This is a genomic window from Vibrio sp. SCSIO 43153 (genome assembly GCF_023716625.1).
Taxonomy (GTDB): domain Bacteria; phylum Pseudomonadota; class Gammaproteobacteria; order Enterobacterales; family Vibrionaceae; genus Vibrio; species Vibrio rotiferianus.
Genome location: NZ_CP071855.1, coordinates 356854 through 377080, shown reverse-complemented (window position 1 = coordinate 377080; position 20227 = coordinate 356854). Strand labels below are relative to the sequence as shown.

Annotated in this window: 16 protein-coding genes and 1 tRNA gene; 12 read left to right on the top strand and 5 right to left on the bottom strand. The window is 43.7% G+C overall.

Annotated elements, in window-relative coordinates:
- The first annotated feature begins 147 nt into the window (after positions 1-147).
- From rpsU to J4N37_RS01770, 5 genes are all read left to right on the top strand, one after another.
- Positions 148-363, top strand: a complete 216-nt coding sequence (gene rpsU, locus J4N37_RS01790) for a 30S ribosomal protein S21 (RefSeq protein ID WP_001145625.1) — start codon at positions 148-150, stop codon at positions 361-363.
- 28 nt (positions 364-391) lie between these two features.
- Entirely contained in the window at positions 392-835 is a 444-nt protein-coding gene (locus J4N37_RS01785) for a GatB/YqeY domain-containing protein (RefSeq protein ID WP_005450424.1), read from the top strand.
- 147 nt (positions 836-982) lie between these two features.
- Positions 983-2743, top strand: coding sequence for a DNA primase (gene dnaG, locus J4N37_RS01780; protein WP_252041555.1), 1761 nt, complete (start codon positions 983-985; stop codon positions 2741-2743).
- A gap of 99 nt (positions 2744-2842) precedes the next feature.
- Positions 2843-4705 carry an RNA polymerase sigma factor RpoD gene (gene rpoD / locus J4N37_RS01775; protein WP_010445683.1) on the top strand — a complete coding sequence of 621 codons (1863 nt, stop codon included), beginning with the start codon at positions 2843-2845 and terminating at the stop codon, positions 4703-4705.
- 144 nt (positions 4706-4849) lie between these two features.
- Positions 4850-4925 (top strand) — tRNA-Ile (locus J4N37_RS01770).
- A gap of 59 nt (positions 4926-4984) precedes the next feature.
- Here the strand turns inward: J4N37_RS01770 and J4N37_RS01765 are convergent.
- Both J4N37_RS01765 and J4N37_RS01760 read right to left on the bottom strand, forming a co-directional pair.
- Positions 4985-5260, bottom strand: coding sequence for a D-fructose-6-phosphate amidotransferase (locus J4N37_RS01765; RefSeq protein WP_088881351.1), 276 nt, complete (start codon positions 5258-5260; stop codon positions 4985-4987).
- A 233-nt stretch (positions 5261-5493) separates the two neighbouring features.
- A complete protein-coding gene (locus tag J4N37_RS01760; RefSeq protein WP_038885799.1) occupies positions 5494-6213 on the bottom strand; it encodes an SIMPL domain-containing protein in 720 nt (239 codons plus the stop codon).
- A gap of 164 nt (positions 6214-6377) precedes the next feature.
- On the opposite strand from J4N37_RS01760, the gene J4N37_RS01755 reads away from it, so the two are divergent.
- The 6 genes from J4N37_RS01755 (at position 6378) to J4N37_RS01730 (ending at position 13751) form a co-directional block, all read left to right on the top strand.
- Positions 6378-6668, top strand: coding sequence for a hypothetical protein (locus J4N37_RS01755; RefSeq protein WP_171356718.1), 291 nt, complete (start codon positions 6378-6380; stop codon positions 6666-6668).
- Between the two features lie 141 nt (positions 6669-6809).
- Entirely contained in the window at positions 6810-8573 is a 1764-nt protein-coding gene (locus tag J4N37_RS01750; RefSeq protein WP_252041554.1) for a bifunctional lysophospholipid acyltransferase family protein/GNAT family N-acetyltransferase, read from the top strand.
- Between the two features lie 590 nt (positions 8574-9163).
- Positions 9164-11116 (top strand): PTS mannitol transporter subunit IICBA, encoded by a 1953-nt coding sequence (locus J4N37_RS01745; protein WP_252041553.1) that lies wholly within the window; start codon positions 9164-9166, stop codon positions 11114-11116.
- A 114-nt stretch (positions 11117-11230) separates the two neighbouring features.
- Complete coding sequence (locus tag J4N37_RS01740) at positions 11231-12379, top strand: mannitol-1-phosphate 5-dehydrogenase (protein ID WP_252041552.1); 1149 nt, start codon at positions 11231-11233, stop codon at positions 12377-12379.
- 85 nt (positions 12380-12464) lie between these two features.
- Positions 12465-12995: an MltR family transcriptional regulator gene (locus J4N37_RS01735; protein ID WP_005437418.1), complete on the top strand. Its 531-nt coding sequence runs from the start codon at positions 12465-12467 to the stop codon at positions 12993-12995.
- Between the two features lie 108 nt (positions 12996-13103).
- Complete coding sequence (locus tag J4N37_RS01730; protein ID WP_252041550.1) at positions 13104-13751, top strand: HAD family hydrolase; 648 nt, start codon at positions 13104-13106, stop codon at positions 13749-13751.
- A 235-nt stretch (positions 13752-13986) separates the two neighbouring features.
- Here the strand turns inward: J4N37_RS01730 and J4N37_RS01725 are convergent, their stop codons facing one another.
- From J4N37_RS01725 to J4N37_RS01715, 3 genes are all read right to left on the bottom strand, one after another.
- Positions 13987-14628: an outer membrane beta-barrel protein gene (locus tag J4N37_RS01725; RefSeq protein ID WP_171356723.1), complete on the bottom strand. Its 642-nt coding sequence runs from the start codon at positions 14626-14628 to the stop codon at positions 13987-13989.
- Between the two features lie 903 nt (positions 14629-15531).
- A complete protein-coding gene (gene glmS, locus J4N37_RS01720; RefSeq protein WP_045386459.1) occupies positions 15532-17364 on the bottom strand; it encodes a glutamine--fructose-6-phosphate transaminase (isomerizing) in 1833 nt (610 codons plus the stop codon).
- Between the two features lie 115 nt (positions 17365-17479).
- The gene (locus J4N37_RS01715; RefSeq protein WP_045386457.1) at positions 17480-18241 is read right to left on the bottom strand and encodes a DeoR/GlpR family DNA-binding transcription regulator; all 762 of its coding nucleotides are present in this window, start codon (positions 18239-18241) and stop codon (positions 17480-17482) included.
- A gap of 432 nt (positions 18242-18673) precedes the next feature.
- Between J4N37_RS01715 and pykF the strand changes: the two genes are divergently transcribed.
- Positions 18674-20086, top strand: coding sequence for a pyruvate kinase PykF (gene pykF / locus J4N37_RS01710; protein ID WP_010445663.1), 1413 nt, complete (start codon positions 18674-18676; stop codon positions 20084-20086).
- Positions 20087-20227 lie beyond the last annotated feature (141 nt).

The following is a 20227-nucleotide window of genomic DNA, read 5'->3' as shown; positions in this document are numbered from 1 at the left end:
ACAATAGGCGATAAAACGCTTTACAAAGCTGTGTTGATCGGATTAAAATTCCGCACCATTTTTGATCAAGCTGGTAACTGACCAAACAATTGTGATTTGGTTCATTAAATTCCAGCGTTAACGAATAACCCCTGAGGTGAAAGGCATATGCCAGTAGTTAAAGTACGTGAAAACGAACCGTTCGACGTTGCTCTACGTCGTTTCAAGCGCTCTTGCGAAAAAGCAGGTATCCTTTCTGAAGTGCGTCGTCGTGAGCACTACGAAAAACCAACTACAGTTCGCAAACGCGCTAAAGCAGCAGCTCAAAAGCGTCACGCTAAGAAGCTAGCTCGCGAAAACGCTCGTCGCGTTCGCCTGTACTAATAACTGAGCTCCGGAAAGGAATTTAGTTATGGCTCTGATTGATAAACTCAAAGAAGAGCAAAAATTAGCGATGAAAGCCAAGGATAAATTGCGCCTTGGTACTATTCGTTTAGCTCTATCTGCAATTAAGCAACGTGAAGTTGACGAACAGATTACTCTGGGCGACGACGACATTCTTGCTGTGTTGACCAAGATGGTTAAACAACGTCGCGACTCTGTAACGCAATTTGAAGCAGCAGGTCGTCAAGATCTTGCTGATGCGGAACAAGCTGAAATTACCGTTCTTGAGGACTTTATGCCTCAACCACTGACAGACGAAGAAGTTGCAGCTCTTATTGAGAGCGCAGTTGCTGAATCTGGCGCAGCTGGCATGCAAGACATGGGCAAAGTAATGGGCGTTCTGAAACCGCAAATTCAAGGGCGTGCAGATATGGGTAAAGTAAGCGGTTTAGTTCGCGCTAAATTAGCTTAATACCCCACCAATTGCAGCAAGCCGTGCTATCCTTTGGAACGCACGGCTTGTTTGTATCTGGCAGAATGGAATAACAAAAAGCCGCACACATGCTTTTCTCTGTAACCCATTCACACCAATCATGATTTTCTTTTTTTGTTAGGTTTTATGGCTGGACACATCCCTCGCAGTTTTATTGATGACCTCCTAGCTCGACTCGATATTGTCGATATCATCGACGCGCGCGTGAAACTTAAGAAAAAAGGCAAAAACTACGGCGCTTGCTGCCCTTTCCATAACGAAAAGACACCGTCATTCAGCGTTAGCCAAGAAAAGCAGTTTTATCACTGTTTTGGTTGTGGCGTGCATGGCAATGCCATCGACTTCATTATGGAGTTCGAACGCCTAGACTTTGTCGAAGCCATTGAAGAACTGGCATCTTATCTCGGATTAGATGTACCACGCGAACAACGCAGTGGTGGTGGCGGTCAATTTAACTCAGGACCACAAGCCAGCAGCAGCGAAAAACGTAGTCTCTACGATATCATGGGCAGCATTGCTCAGTTCTATCGTAACCAACTCAAGCAGCCAACAAGTAAAGTGGCGATTGAGTACCTAAAAGACCGCGGTTTGTCGGGTGAAATCGTACAGAAGTTTGGCATCGGCTATGTGGCGGATGAATGGGACTTAGTCCGTAAAAACTTTGGTCAGAACAAAGACAACCAAGACATGCTTGTGACTGGCGGCATGTTGATCGAGAACGACAAAGGTAACCGCTATGACCGCTTCCGTGGTCGTATCATGTTCCCCATTCGTGATCGCCGTGGTCGAGTGATTGGATTTGGCGGTCGCGTACTTGGTGACGGCACACCAAAATATCTGAACTCACCAGAAACGCCTATCTTCCATAAAGGTAAAGAGCTTTATGGTCTTTACGAAGTACTACAAGCATATCGTGAACCACCACGAATTTTGGTGGTTGAAGGTTATATGGATGTTGTCGCGTTGGCGCAATATGGCGTAGATTACTCTGTCGCTTCATTGGGCACGTCAACAACTGGCGATCACATCCAAATGCTGTTCCGTCAGACCAATACCGTAGTGTGTTGCTACGATGGTGACCGCGCAGGTAAAGAAGCTGCATGGCGCGCGCTAGAAAATGCACTTCAATACCTAAAAACGGGTAACACCTTGAAGTTCTTGTTCTTACCTGATGGTGAAGACCCAGATAGCTATGTTCGCAAATATGGCAAACAGGCCTTCGAGCAACAAATTGAGCAAGCAACTCCATTATCAAGCTACTTATTTGATAACTTGATTGAATTGCACCAAATTAACTTGGGCAACAATGAAGGTAAGTCGGCACTACGTGCCTATGCTAGCGCCTTGATCGACAAGATTCCTGATCCATACTTTCAGGAGTTACTCGAAAAATTGCTTGATGAGCGCACGGGTTTTGATAACCGTTTACGCCAACCACGTAAGAAAGCAAGCGAAACTCGACCTCAGCCGCACAAAGAGATCAAACGAACTCCAATGCGTGAGGTAATCGCTCTACTTATTCAGAATCCAAGCTATGCTCAAATGGTACCGGATCTTTCCTCAGTGAGAGATTTATCCATACCAGGCCTAAGTTTATTTGTTGATGTACTTGATAAATGTCAGGCACATCCCCATATCAACACAGGCCAATTATTAGAGCATTGGCGAAATAGCCAAAATGAGACCCTTCTGTCTCGTCTCGCGAGTTGGGATATCCCACTTGATGAGGACAACCAAGAAGAAATATTTTTAGACTCACTGGACAAAATAATTGCCCAGTGCGTAGAAAAGCAAATTGAAAACCTGCAGGCCAAAGCAAGAAGTGTCGGTTTATCAGCCGAAGAGAAAAGGGAGCTGCTAGCACTTATGCTAGATTTAAAAGCGTAACCCTGTTTAATTAGTCAGCAACAATTTAATTTGTTATAGTAAGTGGTTTGCATTTCGCATACTGATTCCTTCACCAGATTACGAAGTTGGATACCGTCTATGGATCAAAATCCGCAGTCACAGCTAAAATTACTTGTTATTAAAGGCAAGGAACAAGGCTATCTGACCTACGCCGAAGTAAATGACCACCTACCTGCTGAAATCGTAGATTCAGAACAGGTAGAAGACATCATTCAGATGATTAACGACATGGGTATCAAGGTAGTAGAAACTGCTCCTGATGCTGATGACCTAGCTCTGAACGATGACAACAACATTACCGATGAAGATGCAGCTGAAGCTGCTGCTGCTGCGCTATCAAGCGTAGAGAGTGAAATCGGCCGAACCACTGACCCAGTGCGCATGTACATGCGTGAAATGGGTACGGTTGAGCTGTTGACTCGCGAAGGCGAAATCGACATCGCAAAACGTATTGAAGAAGGTATTAACCAAGTTCAATCGTCTGTTGCTGAATACCCAGGCACTATCCCATACATCCTTGAGCAGTTTGATAAAGTACAAGCAGAAGAATTACGTCTTACTGACCTAATCTCTGGTTTTGTCGATCCAGATGCTGACGATACGACAGCTCCGACAGCAACGCACATTGGTTCTGAACTAACTGAATCTCAGCTAGAAGATGAAGATGATGAAGACGTTGATGAAGACGAAGATGGTGACGATAGCGATGATGATGCAGAGGAAGATGTAGGTATCGACCCTGAGCTAGCGCTTGAGAAATTCAACCAGCTACGCAGCACATACCAAAACCTTCAACTTGCAATCAACGAACACGGCTACGAAAGCCCGAAAGCGACCGTTGCAAACGAGTTGATGCTAGACGTATTCAAAGAATTCCGTCTGACACCAAAACAGTTTGATCACCTAGTAAACGAACTGCGTACTTCTATGGATCGTGTTCGTACTCAAGAACGCTTGATCATGAAGTCAACGGTTGAATACGGCAAAATGCCGAAGAAATCGTTTATTGCACTGTTTACTGGTAATGAATCTACAGATGCATGGCTAGATGAAGTTTTAGCTTCTGACAAGCCATACGCTGAAAAGATTAAACGTAACGAAGAAGAGATTCGCCGCTCAATCGCTAAACTAAAGATGATTGAGAATGAAACCTCTCTGACAGTACAAAACATCAAAGACATCAGCCGTCGTATGTCTATCGGTGAAGCGAAAGCTCGCCGTGCTAAGAAAGAGATGGTTGAAGCGAACTTACGTCTAGTAATTTCTATCGCTAAGAAATACACCAACCGTGGTCTACAGTTCTTGGATCTTATCCAAGAAGGTAACATTGGTCTGATGAAAGCGGTAGATAAGTTCGAATACCGTCGTGGTTATAAGTTCTCGACTTACGCAACGTGGTGGATCCGTCAGGCAATCACTCGTTCAATCGCAGACCAAGCACGTACAATTCGTATCCCGGTGCACATGATCGAAACGATCAACAAGCTAAACCGTATTTCTCGTCAAATGCTACAAGAGATGGGTCGTGAGCCGCTACCGGAAGAACTGGCAGAGCGTATGCAAATGCCAGAAGATAAGATCCGTAAAGTACTGAAGATCGCTAAAGAGCCTATCTCAATGGAGACACCAATCGGTGACGACGAAGATTCGCATCTAGGTGACTTTATCGAGGATACAACGCTTGAGCTACCAGTAGACTCAGCAACAATGACCAGCTTGAAAGGTGCAACAAAAGACGTTCTTGCAGGCCTAACTCCTCGTGAAGCAAAAGTACTTCGCATGCGTTTTGGTATCGATATGAACACTGACCACACTCTAGAAGAGGTTGGTAAACAGTTCGACGTTACTCGTGAACGTATTCGTCAGATTGAAGCGAAAGCACTACGTAAACTACGTCACCCAAGCCGCTCAGAAACGCTGCGCAGCTTCCTAGACGAGTAATCGCAACGATTAAAAGCAAAAAAGGTGACCGAGTGTCACCTTTTTTATTATCCGTGAAGCTAAGTGAATAAAAACTAAGCGCAATTGCCCTACCTAGTGTCTAGACAGCTTGCAACGCTTCCCCTATAATCGTTGACCTATTAAGGCCCCTTAGCTCAGTGGTTAGAGCAGTCGACTCATAATCGATTGGTCCCCAGTTCAAGTCTGGGAGGGGCCACCATATTCTGAAAGGCTCGTAGAGAAATCTACGAGCCTTTCTCGTTTCTGCCCACAACGCTTTTATAATGAGCGTTCTAACTCAAGCTTACTCGCTTGGTACTGCTGCGCTGCTGAAACCAAATCAGGGCGATTGATGAACTTCCATAAGAAGTAAGGTGGGATAAGAAAAGCGATAAAGTAGAATGATTCATGGAAAAAGACATGAGCAATACTGTCTTGATGTTCGCACCATGCCATCAACGCATATAAATCAAGTAAAACACTCAACACTCCAAACACCACAGAAACAACAATGGCTAAGCCAACAAGCTCTCTGAGGTAATATTTGTATGTCATCGTAGTAATTCCTTCTAGCTAATTAGTGCGCTCAAAATTACGCCTCTAATTCACTCGCTGAATTGACTTTTATCAACTTCATCGACAAACAAATAAGAACTTAGTTTTATAAAAAATCGCTTGCACAAAGCCACAAGAGCCCATCAGTCAAAGTGCAATTAACTAAATATAAAAACCAGCACATAAGCGCTGGTTTTGTGTAAGTGTATAAAACTAGGAAAGGAGCGAAAGGCCTAATCCGAGAGGTAATACTGAACGGTCGAAACAACACGTACTTTCTTGATATAAGGCGTATTGCTATCACGGTCATAGATCGAAAACTGACCTTGCGTTGCACGTTTGATTTTTCCTAGTGAGCTCTCTGAATCTTTGGCAAACTTCTCTGCCACTTCACGAGCGTTCTTGGTCGCTTCTTCAATCATATCTGGCTTGATATCATTCAGCTTAGTAAAGCTATACTCAATGCGATTTGAGTATGGGTCTTGATTTAGCAAAATCCCTTGTTTACCTAGCTGTCCAATCTCAGTTATTGCGCCTCTTACAAGCTCTACTTCATGGCTAAACACCGTCACTGTTTGAGAGGCAATGTAGCGGAACTCCGCTTCTTGCTCACTCCCATACTGTTGTGCTTTCTTGTCAAATACGTTTGGAGAAGAAAATGAAATGTTTCCTTTATCCAGCCCTTTACTCGTTAAGTAGCTAACAACCAACTTAGTTTGTTTATCAATTTCATCAAACATGGTACCGACATCATTACTCGCTACCGTAAATTGGATTGGCCAAATTACGGTATCGGCTGGGTACTCTCTTTCAGATAGACCTTTAACAGTAACAACTCGCTCATATGTTCTGTATTTAACTGCGGTCTGCTGGATAAAATAACCTAGAGTACCCAAACCTATAATTAAGCATAGCCCTAACCATATAGACGCCTTATTAGAAATGCGCTCCATTCATCCTCCTGATTTCATTAAACAAAACGATTTGTCATGTAGATAAGATAACTCGCTAATGGCAAAAAAATAGCGATCGAAAGCTAAATTTGTGTCATATCACTCGAAATGATGATCACAATAACATAAAATCGAACAGCGTTTTATTTTCGAGTTTCATTACTATGTTAAAAACAAAGTTGATGGTGTTGCTCAGTGGCCTACTCGTCTCTGCGTCTTGTCTGAGTGCTGACGAGATTGCCTCTGAAGAGATGAATGAAGAACAAATTGTCGAAAACGCAGCTCTAGACGAGTCAGCGATTGCTTGTACTGAGGAACATTGCGAAGGTAAGGGCTTTGATGGGCGTATTCTGTTAGACAACGAGCCAACCAAGCAGGTATTGAGCTCTCTCGAAAGCCTGGGTGAAACGCTGAACTCGCTGAGTTTTTTAATGTTTGCTGGGGATAAAACCTAACGCAACCGTTGGTAACTCTTGCCTCAATGCCTTTGGTCAATAAAGCTTCATTGGTTTGTCACCAAAGGCTCATGCTTTTGCCTCTTAACTGTCATCTGTAATTTCTACTATCCAATCAGCAACTTGTACGCTGAGGTAAATATGGATAGTTCGACCCCTTTTCGTCTCCCACGTAGAACGCCGTTTGGCATTGGTGAAAACGTTGCTGAATGGGCAACCGGTTTAAGCCAACTTGATAAGTTCTACGCCCAACGCCCCGTTAATTCCGATACCAAAACTTTTCTTCGCTTCACGCTGGATATCTTAGGTATCGACTATCGCATTGCCCATGGTTCACTCGATTCAGTTCCTAAACAAGGTGCTACCGTCATTGTGGCGAACCACCCGCTTGGCTGTGTGGAAGGCGTGATCTTGGCTGAACTGCTATTGATGGTCAGAGACGATATCCAGATCCTAGCCAATCAATACCTTAAAACCGTGCCGGAGTTAGATCAGCTCTTTATTGGTGTTGATGTGTTTGAAGGTAAAGACGCCGTCAAATCGAATATGAAAGCCCTGAGAGCGGCCAATAAACACCTCGCAAATGGCGGCTTATTGCTTGTCTTTCCTGCCGGTGAAGTGTCCCAGTTAGTCGATGCCAAACAGCAACGCTTGGAAGACAAATCGTGGAGCCGAAGCGTAAGCAGCCTGATCCGCAAAAACAAAGCAACAACAGTTCCAGTATTCATCAGTGGTCAAAACTCGAAACGCTTCTATATGGCAGGGAAAATCCATCCTCTTTTGCGTACCCTACTGCTCGGGCGAGAACTGCTGAACAAACAGGCGCAAACTATCAACTTGTCTTTTGGCCAAGCGATCAAATTCAAAGAGCTCAACACGCTTAACGATGATCAAGTGGTGAACTATTTGCGGCTCAACACTTACTTACTCAATCGTGAAACCCAATCGGTGAAACCCTCTTCCTCATCAGAACGGCTCTCTCCAATAGCGGCAGAATTACCCGTAGGCGAATTGCTTGAAGAGCTGAACAACTTACCAAAAGAGTCCAAGCTGCTAACAAGTGGTGAGTTCGATGTCTACTGCACGGAGTCGCAGAATATCCCTTCCCTACTGCATGAAATTGGTCGCCTACGTGAGCTCAATTTTCGACAGGTTGGTGAAGGGACGGGACTAGCAATAGACATTGACCATTTCGATCATGATTACCTGCATCTGTTTGTGTGGGACAGAGAAAACCAATGCTTGGTGGGCGCGTATCGTTTAGGTCTGGTTGAGCAACTGATTGAAAAGCGGGGCGTAGCAGGTCTGTATTCACGAACGTTGTTTAACTATGACCAACGCTTTATCGACCAAATGGGTAAATCCATCGAAATGGGGCGCTCAGTGATTGCGCAGCAATATCAAAAGAGCATGAGCGCGCTGCTGCTGCTGTGGAAAGGCATCGCAACCTTCGTGCATCAAAACCCAGATTACACTCACCTATTTGGCCCGGTAAGCATTAGCAACGACTATAGCGATACTGCACGCCAACTGTTGGCTCAATCAATGACGCTGCACCACTACGACAACAATTGCGCAGAGTACGTCACGCCTTCTAACCCACTTCCTGAGCACCACCGTGACTGGAACACCAGCATGCTCACAGCTCTGGGGGATTTACAGTTACTATCACGCGTAATTGCCAGAATCGATGAAGGAAAAGGTGTGCCCGTGTTACTGCGTCAGTACTTAAGCCTCAATGGCAAACTGGTGTGCTTCAATGTCGACCCTGCATTCAATAATGCTCTAGATGGGTTGATTACGGTGGATTTGCGCGATGTTCAAGAAAAGACGTTGGCAAGGTATATGGGACGCGAACAAACTCATGAATACCTCACCTACCATGCTAATAGCAACCATAAGTAAGGGCAGTGAGTAAGAAGGGAGTTGTGAGTCAATAAAAGCGGTGTGGCGACTCTCTTTTACTTTTCTATCAATTAGATAAGAGCACTTCGTGAAGTACGCCGAAAAGACTATTATAAATACATTCTATCGAAGAGTCGTAATGACATTGATCACACCAATCCCGTCGCAAACTTTCACAAAACACCAAAAACGACTCAGATCACACTTTATATCTAGACCAAACCAACACAAAATGTGACATTGATCGTCACTGTTATTTAATTTGAATTTCAAAAGAAATCAAAAGTGATCAAAGTCACAAAGTATTTTGATTTTAAATTTGTCAGAAGATCGAATTGATCACTAAGATTTTTATTGACAGATTTGAAAGTGGCTTTTTGTTATTAAGTTACAAGTTAATAAGTTGAACTTGGTCACTTAAAAACCGTTTCTCAGCCTAAGAAATGCGGGCGTAGATCACGAAAAACCCGTTGTCAGTTCCAATTGGAAAATGTGTGGTAAATTGATTGGGTACTAAGCAATCAAACAAACGGTTTTGGCGAACCGTTTACTACAACAAGATTCATCAGAACATCGAACGGGGAATTGTTATGATATCACCAGATGCCAAGATCAAGATACAAAATTTTGGTCGTTTTCTGTCAAACATGGTAATGCCAAACATCGGCGCGTTTATCGCGTGGGGCTTTATCACTGCTCTATTTATCCCAACTGGATGGCTACCAAACGAAACGTTAGCTTCTATGGTTGGCCCAATGATTACCTACTTGCTGCCACTACTTATCGGTTACACCGGTGGTAAATTAGTTGGTGGCGATCGTGGTGCGGTAGTCGGTGCAATCACAACAATGGGTGTGATTGTCGGTACAGACATCCCAATGTTTATGGGTGCAATGATGGTCGGCCCAATGGGCGGCTGGGCTATCAAGAAATTCGATAACTACATCGATGGTAAAGTAAAAAGTGGCTTCGAGATGTTGGTTAACAACTTCTCTGCGGGCATCATCGGCATGCTATGTGCGATCCTTGCTTTCATCTTTATTGGTCCATTCGTAAAAATTCTTTCTGGTGGCTTGGCGGCAGGCGTTAACTTCCTAGTTTCTGCTCACCTACTACCACTAACTTCAATCTTCGTTGAACCTGCGAAGATCCTGTTCCTAAACAACGCGATCAACCACGGTATCTTCTCTCCGCTAGGTATCCAACAAGCGTCTGAGACAGGTCAATCGATCTTCTTCCTAATCGAAGCAAACCCAGGTCCTGGTCTAGGTATCCTGTTAGCTTACATGGTGTTTGGTAAAGGTACGGCTCGTCAAACGGCAGGTGGTGCATCAATCATCCACTTCTTCGGCGGTATCCACGAGATTTACTTCCCATACATCCTAATGAACCCTCGCCTAATCCTTGCGGCTATCGCAGGTGGTATGACTGGCGTATTCGTTCTAACTATCTTTAACGCAGGTATCGTTTCTCCAGCATCACCAGGTTCAATCTTTGCAATCTTGTTGATGACTCAGAAAGGCTCAATCGTTGGTGTTCTAGCGTCTATCGCAGCAGCAACAGGCGTGTCATTCGCCGTAGCAGCACTGCTAATGAAGACACAAACGTCAACAGAAGAAGACGGTGATGAAGCAGCACTAGAAAAAGCAACATCACAAATGAAAGACATGAAATCTGCATCTAAAAACGATGCGGTGGTAAACAGCCAAAGCAAAGGTGACGTAGACCTAGCGACAGTACAAAGCATCATTGTCGCTTGCGATGCGGGCATGGGTTCAAGCGCAATGGGTGCAAGCATGCTGCGCAAAAAGGTTCAAGACGCCGGTCTGAACATCCATGTAACCAACCTTGCTATTAACAGCTTACCAGAGAGTGCAGATATCGTGATTACTCATAAAGACTTAACGGATCGTGCACGTAAGCATGCTCCGAACGCACACCACATTTCATTGACGAACTTCCTAGACAGCGAAATGTACAACCAGCTAGTCACCAAACTACTAGCAGCACAAAACCAATCCGCAGCCAATGACGACCAAATGGTAAAAGTGTCGGTAATGGCGGCGAACGACGACAGCTTTGAACCACAGCAACCATCTGTATTCCAAATTCAACGTGAGAACATTCACCTAGGTTTGAAAGCAGCCAACAAAGAAGAAGCCATTCGCTTTGCAGGCAACAAATTGGTTGAACTTGGCTACGCAGAACCAGAATACGTAGACGCGATGTTTGAACGTGAAGCGTTGGTTCCAACTTACCTAGGCGAATCTATCGCAGTACCTCACGGTACCGTAGAAGCGAAAGACCGCGTGAAGAAAACAGGCATTGTAATCTGCCAATACCCTGCGGGTATCCAATTTACTGAAGACGACGATGATGTAGCAAAACTGGTTATCGGCATTGCCGCTAAGAACGATGAGCACATCCAGGTGATTACCACCATTACAAACGCGCTCGATGAGCCGGAGGCAATTGAGAAGCTAACTAGCACCAACGATGTAGAAGAGATTCTGAACATCCTTGGTGGTCAGCAAGCGGCTTAATCACTCCTTTTAATTTGCTCCTGAGCAAACCGAGGTCAGCTGTCACCCCCTATGCGGTTGGCCTCACCCTAGATTCGTTTTAGTCAACATTTCAGACATTGGTAGGTAAGAATTATGAAAAACGCAGTTCATTTTGGCGCAGGTAACATTGGTCGTGGCTTCATCGGAAAACTATTGGCAGATGCAGAAGTCGAGGTCACATTTGCAGACGTTGATGCTCCACTGGTTGATCAACTTAGCCACAAACAAGAATACAAAGTAAAAGTGGTCGGTACGGAATGCCAGATTGACACCGTAACCCACGTCACCGCTGTTAACTCCGCCAGCGAAGATGTCATCGATCGCATTGTAAAAACTGACTTGGTAACCACTGCCGTAGGTCCCAACGTACTGGACATCATTGCAAAAACCATCGCGACCGGCATTGCAAAGCGCTTTGCGGCAGGCAACGAAAAACCGTTGAACATCATCGCGTGCGAAAACATGGTTCGTGGCACGACTCACCTAAAAGGTGAAGTGTACAAACATTTGGATGAATCATTACACGCGAAAGCAGACGAGCTAGTTGGCTTCGTCGACTCCGCAGTGGACCGTATCGTGCCACCAGCAGAAGCCGCGAACGATGACCCACTAGAAGTCACGGTAGAGAGTTTTAGTGAATGGATTGTGGATGAACAGCAATTCAAAGGTGAAATCCCTGATATCGCAGGCATGGAAAGAACCAACAATCTAATGGCGTTTGTCGAGCGTAAGCTGTTCACCCTAAATACGGGTCACTGCATTACCGCTTACTTAGGTTGCTTGAAAGGACATCGCACTATTCGCGAAGCAATTGAAGACCCAAGCATTCACGCAGAAGTAAAACAAGCAATGCAAGAAAGCGGAGAAGTACTGATCAAACGCTACGGTTTTGACCGCGACATGCACAACGCTTACATCGAAAAGATCCTAGGTCGCTTTGCCAACCCATACTTAGTGGATGAGGTTGATCGCGTAGGTCGTCAACCAATTCGTAAATTAGGTGCAAACGATAGATTAGTGAAGCCTTTACTCGGTACAATTGAGTATGGCACTGAAAATAAAACACTTTTGAAAGGCATTGCCGCTGCGTTGAAGTACACTAACGACACTGACCCACAAGCTGTAGAGCTACAAAACTCATTAAAAGAAGTAGGTGTGAAGAAGACGCTAGCGACATACACAGGTCTTGCAGAAAACAGTGCTGAAGTAACTCAAATCGAGACACTTTACAACCAACTTTGATTTACCTAGGGGAGCTTGGCTCCCCTTCTATATCCATCTCCATTGAAGAGTTGGGATAGCTAATAATTAGAAATGTATTCAGTATATGGCAGATAACATCAACGAAACCGAGATCATTGAGCGATTAAACAGCGCACCATCGGTACGAGGCTTTTTCATTGCAGCAGTCGACGTTTTTAACGATTCGATCGACGGGTTAGTGCAACGAATTTTTCGTAAAGATAACTTCGCTGTTCAATCGGTTGTCGGTCCGCTGTTACAAGACTCGGGACCGCTGGGCGATCTGTCTGTTCGTTTGAAGTTATTGTTTGGCTTGGGTGTGCTTCCCGATGATATTTACCACGACATCGAAGACATCATTAAGCTCAAAAACCATCTCAATAGCGACGCTTCTGACTACGAGTTCACTGACCCTAATATTCTAGATCCAATCAAAAAGCTGCATTTGGTGAAGAAGATGGGCATGGTGCAACTGGAAGTCAACGAACCAGATGACGACATCGACCTTGAGTTTTATCAGCTACAACTGCAACGTCAACAACAAATCATTAAGTCAGGGCTCTCGCTTGCGATTGTCGAGATCTGCAATGAACTCGGCAAAGAGAGCCCATTCTAACGCCACATTTTATACCCAAGCTACCTTCAAAAGGATTCGAGGTTGCTTAGGTATAACAAAATAACAATGTCAGCCGCTCTACACCCAAAAACGTAGGAGCCCTACCCAATGTTAAAAGCTGTACTTTTTGATATGGATGGACTGATTTTCGATACCGAATCCATCTACAAGCAAAGTTGGCAATACGCCGCGACCGAGCAAGGCTTAACCATCACCGATGATTTCTACCAACAGTTCATCGGTGTCCAAGATCCTGAATGTGAAAAAATACTCGCCGAGCATTTTCAAGACGCCATCGATATGACACGCTATAAAGCCGTGCGAGATGAGCACTTCCATAATCTAAGAAACCAAGGCATTGCGCTCAAACCCGGATTCGACGCACTGTTTTATGCCATCAAACAACATGGCTTATTAACCGCGATTGTTACCTCTTCTCACCTTCCTGAGGTAAAACACAATTTCTCAGGCAGCGAGTACCTTGCACAGTTCGATTTAGTGATTACCGCAGAAGATGTAGAACGTGGAAAACCAAACCCTGATTGCTATCAGATGGCTTATCGCCACTTAGGTGTGGACGCCAAGCAGTGCTTAGTATTGGAAGATTCGAACAACGGCATCAAAGCCGCACTCGCTGCGAAATGCCAAGCTGTAATGATTCCGGATTTACTTCCACCTCTGCCAGAGCTCGAAGACAAAGTCATCATTAAAGCGTCTCTTGAGGAAGTGATTCCACTAGTAGACCCGTTTGGCTAACTAGGCTAGGACACACTCCAAGTTAGTGTTGGTGACCACTCAATAGCTCTAACTTAAAGTCATACTGAATAACACTAACTTTCCTCATTCTTTCAAAGAGGATTTACTCTTATATTGTCGCTATAAGAAAGCGTGGAATAAAAACTGTATTGTCACCCAACAACTAATCTAATATATAAGCACCTTCCAAAAGATGCAAAAAAGCGGCTCAAACACTGAACCGCTTTTCGAGGGCTTAGAAGTGGTATCTTATGCCACCTTTGATCAAGTCTTGAGACATCTCATCGACGTTAGGGACATCGACTGCATCGAACCTACGTTCATACGCAACACTTGCTGAAAATGAGTCAGTTAGGAAATACTCGGCACCGATTTCAAAGTTAAAATGAAGAGTTGTATTTTTTTCATCAATATCTACTTTATAGTTCGGATCTGACGCCCCGCCATTTAGTTCAAGATCAGTGATTGTGTAACCTAGGCCAGGTTTTGCATACAAACTTAATTGAAATGCTGTATTGTAGCTAACCTTACTTGAAACCCCGAACGAATATATATTCGCTCGGTACAAAGCATATTCATAGCTTGAACCTGAATTGTAGTAGTTTTCGTAATCTAAAAGATCAACATGATCACTACTACCGCTAAATTCTAATGCAAGCCAAGAATTGATCTGACGACCAAGAAAAATACTCACACCGGCGCCAGTATCATCAAGTTTTTTTACTCCGGAACTCACTGTAGCAGCGGAATCAATATTTGAATCAAGATCCAATTTACTTTGGTGAACATCAAATCCGACATACCAACTACTTCCTGCGTTAGCATTAAACGCTGTAAGCAACGCAGCAACAGCTACAAGCGAAAATTTTTTAATCATGTCTTATCCTTTAATTTTAATAATTGAATTGCATATTTATACTTAATAAATAAAAAAATTAAATTTTATAAAGTAATGTGTCAATTAATTAAATGAATTAAAGTTAAGTATTTATTGATTTTCTTATAATTGATATTACTAATATTAAAATCACAAACGAAACACAATAAAAAACAACAACAAATCATATAAATAACAACAAATTAGCCACATTTATAGTGACTTTTATCCAAAATTTAACAGCTATATTTCTACTAAGAGACTTAATTATCAAGAAAGAGCAGGTGTATTTTTTATGAGTAATAGTTAAAACCCTGAAGGGGAGTAAGAAGGTTAACTTGGGCAGTTAAGAAGAAAAACTACTTTTAGATTATAAAGTACTAACTTCTAAAGAAGGCGCTTTTTATACCTCTCTTATTAGTTCGGCGACATCAAGAACATCCTCTTTTTTTAGAAATTTTGAGCCTAAAGGCTTATCTTTCTAAGGTAAGGAAGACGACTGAATCGCTTTTACATCTAACTGCATTACTTCATATTCCATTTGATTACAATAAACATAAACAAATACATCGATTAACTTCTCTAGTTATATTGTTCTTCAAGAACCTAAATCGATACTTTAGAGCTTGCACTATATAGTGTGCCCCTCCCCTACAAGACATGAACACTTGAACGCATCTACTAATGTTGTTTGTACTCTTTAACTTCTGGAAAAATAAAAGGTACATTGACATTTAGCATTAGCAGTTCTATCAGCAATAGCCTAAGTGGGTGATAACCAGCGACTGAAGTAGGTTATTTTGGACCGAGAAAAAAAGCGAAGTCATATGACTTCGCTCTAGGTACTCGCTACTTACATAGCACAACATAAACAAGTGTAATCTTAATCACACCTCGCGTTGCTTATTCTACGGTTACCGCTTTCGCTAGGTTACGAGGTTGGTCTACGTCCGTACCTTTGATCAACGCTACGTAGTAAGACAGTAGCTGCATTGGGATGGTGTAGTAGATCGCCGCCGTAATTTCACTAACGTGTGGCATAGTGATGATCTTCATGGTCTCATCGCCTTCGAAACCTGCATCAGCATCTGCGAATACGTAAAGCAGACCACCACGAGCACGTACTTCTTCAACGTTTGATTTCAGTTTCTCCAGAAGATCATTGCTTGGTGCAACAACCACAACTGGCATATCTGCATCGATCAACGCTAGAGGACCGTGTTTCAGCTCACCCGCTGCGTACGCTTCTGCGTGAATGTAAGAGATCTCTTTCAGTTTTAGAGATGCTTCCATCGCGATTGGGTAGAACTCGCCACGACCTAGGAATAGAGTATGGTGTTTATCTGCAAAGTCTGGTGCTAGTGCTTCGATTTCTTTTTCGAAAGACAGCGCTGCATTGATTTGTTTTGGTAGAGCGTGAAGCGCTTCTACGATCTCTTTTTCTTTCTCTCTGCTGATGCGGTTTTGTTGCTTACCAAGAGCAGTTACCAGCATCAGTAGTGCTGAAAGCTGAGTCGTGAACGCTTTAGTTGATGCCACGCCGATTTCCACGCCTGCACGAGTCATGAATGCGAAGTCAGACTCGCGAACCAAAGAAGAACCCGCTACGTTACAGATGGTCATTGCCGCCATGTAACCTTTCTCTTTTGCTAGACGAAGTGCTGCTAGCGTATCGGCGGTTTCACCAGATTGAGAAAGCGTGATCAATAAGCTGTTTGGACGCGTCACAAACTTGCGGTAACGGAATTCAGAAGCGATTTCTACGTCACAGCTGACACCTGCAATGTCTTCGAACCAGTAACGTGCTGTCATACCGGCGTTGTAAGACGTACCACAAGCTACTATCTGTACGTGTTCCACTTTGCTTAGGATTTCTGCCGCGTTAACACCGATTGCCTCAGTAACAACAGAATCAGCCGTGATACGACCTTCCATTGTGTTGATCAGCGCTGTTGGTTGCTCGTAAATTTCTTTCTGCATGAAGTGACGGTATTGGCCTTTATCGCCTGCGTCGTGTTCCGCGTTTGATTCTGTGATTTCGCGTTCTACGCGCTCTCCTGTTGCATCAAATACAGTTACATCACGACGAGTGATTTCTGCTACGTCACCTTCTTCTAGGTACATGAAACGGCGTGTTACGTTAAGAAGCGCAAGTTGGTCAGAAGCAAGGAAGTTTTCACCCACACCAAAACCAATGACGATTGGGCTGCCTGAGCGTGCTACAACGATGCGTGAAGGATCTTTACGATCCAACGCTACCGTGCCGTATGCGCCATCCAGTTGTTTTGCTGTCTTCTGTACCGCTTCTAGTAGCGTTTCTGAAGTGCGAAGTTCCCACTCAACCATGTGAGCGATAACTTCAGTATCCGTTTGAGATTCAAATACGTAACCACGAGATTGAAGTAGCTCACGCAGCTCTTCGTGGTTTTCGATGATGCCATTGTGTACCACTGCGATGTCACCAGACATGTGTGGGTGTGCGTTCACTTCTGAAGGTTCACCGTGTGTTGCCCAACGAGTGTGCGCAATACCGGTACCACCGATCACTTTCGCTTCGTCTACTGCGTCTGCCAGCTCTTGTACCTTACCTAGACGACGAATACGCGTTAGGTTCGTCTCACCATCAACAATCGCAACGCCCGCAGAGTCGTAACCGCGGTATTCCAAGCGACGTAGGCCTTCAACTAAAATTTCTGCAACATCTCGTTGTGCTACTGCACCTACGATTCCACACATGTGTTTGTCTCCGTTTGTAGTTTTGTTCTTCCCTGACCATGATTTCAAATAGAGGCAGCAAGCAAAGGCCTTTATCCAGAGGGAAGTGAAATATGAAACTGTTTACATTATTAGATTAGGCGCAAATGACTTTAACGCCATGTTGTTCAATCTGTATTTTGTGTTCTGGCTGTAACTCTGCATCAGTAACCAACACATTAATTTGGTCCCAAGCGAGTTCTAAGTTCGGGATCTTGCGTCCTACTTTTTCTGACTCAATCATGACGATGACTTCACGCGACACTTCTGCCATGACTTTGCTTAAGCCAACTAATTCGTTAAACGTGGTGGTACCGCGTTCTAAATCGATACCATCAGCACCAATAAACAACTGGTCAAAGTCGTAAGCTCTTAATACAGATTCGGCTACTTTGCCTTGGAAGGATTCTGAGTGCGTATCCCAAGTACCGCCTGTCATTAACAGAGTTGGTTCGCTCTCTAATTCGTTAAGTGCATTGGCGACGTGCAATGAGTTTGTCATCACGACCAAACCACGTTTTTCATTTAATTGCTGGATCAACGCCGCTGTCGTACTGCCACTATCGATCACAATACGGTTATGATCTCGGATCAGTGATGCGGCCGCTTTTGCCAATCTCAACTTTCGAACCGAAACATTTGAACTCATTTCTTCATGGATAACTTCCGTTGGAATCGCAATTGCACCACCATAACGACGCAATAGTTGTCCATTTTTCTCCAAAGAGGCTAAATCCTTTCTTATCGTGACCTCTGAGGTTTCGAATTTTTGTGCCAGTTCATCAACACTGACTTCCCCCAGCTCATTTACTAGATTAGAAATAGTATGTCTTCTTAGTTGAGTGTTTCGTTTCGACATTTTTTCTTTGACTATAAGTTTCGATTTGAAATTTATTATAGTCAAATCGAAACTTTTAAGTCCATTTATTTCGATCCAAAAAATTAATATTTCTCGATAAAACCTTGTCCTAAGACAATTCTTAAACAGTGATATTGGATTCATTCAGTGGTAGAATTCGCCACCGAAAAGAAAAAAAATTACAGAATTGACGGTTATTTTTTTGCAACTTTCTGCATATAAAGTGGGATCAGTCACAAAAAGGTAACCAAAATTGCCGATCTTTTAGTCATAAAATGACTAAACTTGGTGAAAGACTTTCAGAATCTGAAGTTCCAATAATGTGGCGAAAAATCGATAGATGGCAGGCTCTAAATGTCGTCAAAACGCCTAAACTTCAGAGTAAACAACCGACTTTCAAATTGTAACAATACTTACCGGAGAGTATCTTCCATGAAAAAGACCAAAATCGTATGTACGATTGGCCCTAAAACTGAATCTGTAGAGAAGCTAACTGAACTAGTAAATGCTGGCATGAACGTTATGCGCCTTAACTTCTCTCACGGTGACTACGAAGAACACGGCACTCGTATCGCGAACTTCCGCCAAGTAATGGAAGCTACAGGCAAGCAACTTGCAATCCTTCTAGACACTAAAGGTCCAGAAATCCGTACTATCAAACTAGAAGACGGCAACGACGTTGATCTAGTAGCTGGTCAAGAATTCACTTTCACAACTGACATCTCAGTTGTAGGTAACAAAGACAAAGTTGCAGTAACTTACGCTGGTTTTGCTAACGACCTAAACGTTGGTAACACTATCCTAGTAGACGACGGCCTAATCGAAATGGAAGTGCTTGCAACTTCTGAAACTGAAGTTAAGTGTAAAGTTCTTAACAACGGTGCTCTAGGCGAAAACAAAGGTGTTAACCTTCCTGGCGTTTCTGTAAACCTACCTGCTCTATCTGAAAAAGATAAGAACGACCTTAAATTTGGTTGTGAGCAAGGCGTTGACTTCGTAGCTGCTTCTTTCATCCGTAAAGCTTCTGACGTTCAAGAAATCCGTGAAGTACTTGCTGCAAACGGCGGCGAGAACATCCACATCATCTCTAAGATCGAAAACCAAGAAGGTGTTGATAACTTCGACGAGATCCTAGAGCTTTCTGACGGCATCATGGTTGCTCGTGGCGACCTAGGTGTTGAAATCCCAGCTGAAGAAGTAATCTTCGCTCAGAAGATGATGATCGAGAAGTGTAACCGTGCACGTAAGATGGTTATCACTGCAACTCAAATGCTTGATTCTATGATCAACAACCCACGTCCTACTCGTGCGGAAGCAGGCGACGTAGCTAACGCAGTAATGGACGGTACTGACGCAGTAATGCTTTCTGGTGAAACTGCTAAAGGTAAGTACCCAGTTGAAGCGGTAACTATCATGGCTCAAATCGCGAACCGTACTGATTCAGCTCTAAAAGCTGAGCTAGGTTCTCGTCTAGACAGCCCACGTCTACGCATCACTGAAGCAGTATGTAAAGGCGCAGTAGACACAGCTGAGAAACTAGCTGCTCCACTTATCGTTGTTGCAACGGAAGGTGGTAAGTCTGCACGTTCAGTACGTAAGTACTTCCCAACTGCAAACATCCTAGCACTAACAACTAACACTAAGACTGCTGCACAGCTAGTTCTAACTAAAGGTGTTACTCCAGTAGTTGTTGATTCTATCCAAAGCACGGATGCGTTCTACGTAACAGGTAAAGAGCTTGCTCTAGAATCTGGTCTAGGTAACAAAGGCGACATCGTTGTTATGGTTTCTGGTGCTCTAGTAGCTTCAGGCACAACAAACACAGCTTCTGTACACGTTCTATAAGACTGAAGAATTCAATCATCAGTTAAATAAAAAAGAGGGCTTCGGCCCTCTTTTTTTATATATTTCACTTGCCCTAGTATTCAGTACGCTATATTATCAACCACAACAGAACTACGTACTGTTTAATTGTCGTCACGATAA

What these genes read in the sequence shown, in the direction of transcription:
- J4N37_RS01755 (WP_171356718.1), top strand. Translation starts at nt 6,378, where the DNA reads ATGTTAAAAACAAAGTTGATGGTGTTGCTCAGTGGCCTACTCGTCTCT.
- glmS (WP_045386459.1), bottom strand. Translation starts at nt 17,364, where the DNA reads ATGTGTGGAATCGTAGGTGCAGTAGCACAACGAGATGTTGCAGAAATT.
- J4N37_RS01765 (WP_088881351.1), bottom strand. Translation starts at nt 5,260, where the DNA reads ATGACATACAAATATTACCTCAGAGAGCTTGTTGGCTTAGCCATTGTT.
- rpsU (WP_001145625.1), top strand. Translation starts at nt 148, where the DNA reads ATGCCAGTAGTTAAAGTACGTGAAAACGAACCGTTCGACGTTGCTCTA.
- J4N37_RS01730 (WP_252041550.1), top strand. Translation starts at nt 13,104, where the DNA reads ATGTTAAAAGCTGTACTTTTTGATATGGATGGACTGATTTTCGATACC.
- J4N37_RS01760 (WP_038885799.1), bottom strand. Translation starts at nt 6,213, where the DNA reads ATGGAGCGCATTTCTAATAAGGCGTCTATATGGTTAGGGCTATGCTTA.
- J4N37_RS01725 (WP_171356723.1), bottom strand. Translation starts at nt 14,628, where the DNA reads ATGATTAAAAAATTTTCGCTTGTAGCTGTTGCTGCGTTGCTTACAGCG.
- J4N37_RS01740 (WP_252041552.1), top strand. Translation starts at nt 11,231, where the DNA reads ATGAAAAACGCAGTTCATTTTGGCGCAGGTAACATTGGTCGTGGCTTC.
- pykF (WP_010445663.1), top strand. Translation starts at nt 18,674, where the DNA reads ATGAAAAAGACCAAAATCGTATGTACGATTGGCCCTAAAACTGAATCT.
- rpoD (WP_010445683.1), top strand. Translation starts at nt 2,843, where the DNA reads ATGGATCAAAATCCGCAGTCACAGCTAAAATTACTTGTTATTAAAGGC.
- J4N37_RS01785 (WP_005450424.1), top strand. Translation starts at nt 392, where the DNA reads ATGGCTCTGATTGATAAACTCAAAGAAGAGCAAAAATTAGCGATGAAA.
- J4N37_RS01735 (WP_005437418.1), top strand. Translation starts at nt 12,465, where the DNA reads ATGGCAGATAACATCAACGAAACCGAGATCATTGAGCGATTAAACAGC.
- J4N37_RS01750 (WP_252041554.1), top strand. Translation starts at nt 6,810, where the DNA reads ATGGATAGTTCGACCCCTTTTCGTCTCCCACGTAGAACGCCGTTTGGC.
- dnaG (WP_252041555.1), top strand. Translation starts at nt 983, where the DNA reads ATGGCTGGACACATCCCTCGCAGTTTTATTGATGACCTCCTAGCTCGA.
- J4N37_RS01745 (WP_252041553.1), top strand. Translation starts at nt 9,164, where the DNA reads ATGATATCACCAGATGCCAAGATCAAGATACAAAATTTTGGTCGTTTT.
- J4N37_RS01715 (WP_045386457.1), bottom strand. Translation starts at nt 18,241, where the DNA reads ATGTCGAAACGAAACACTCAACTAAGAAGACATACTATTTCTAATCTA.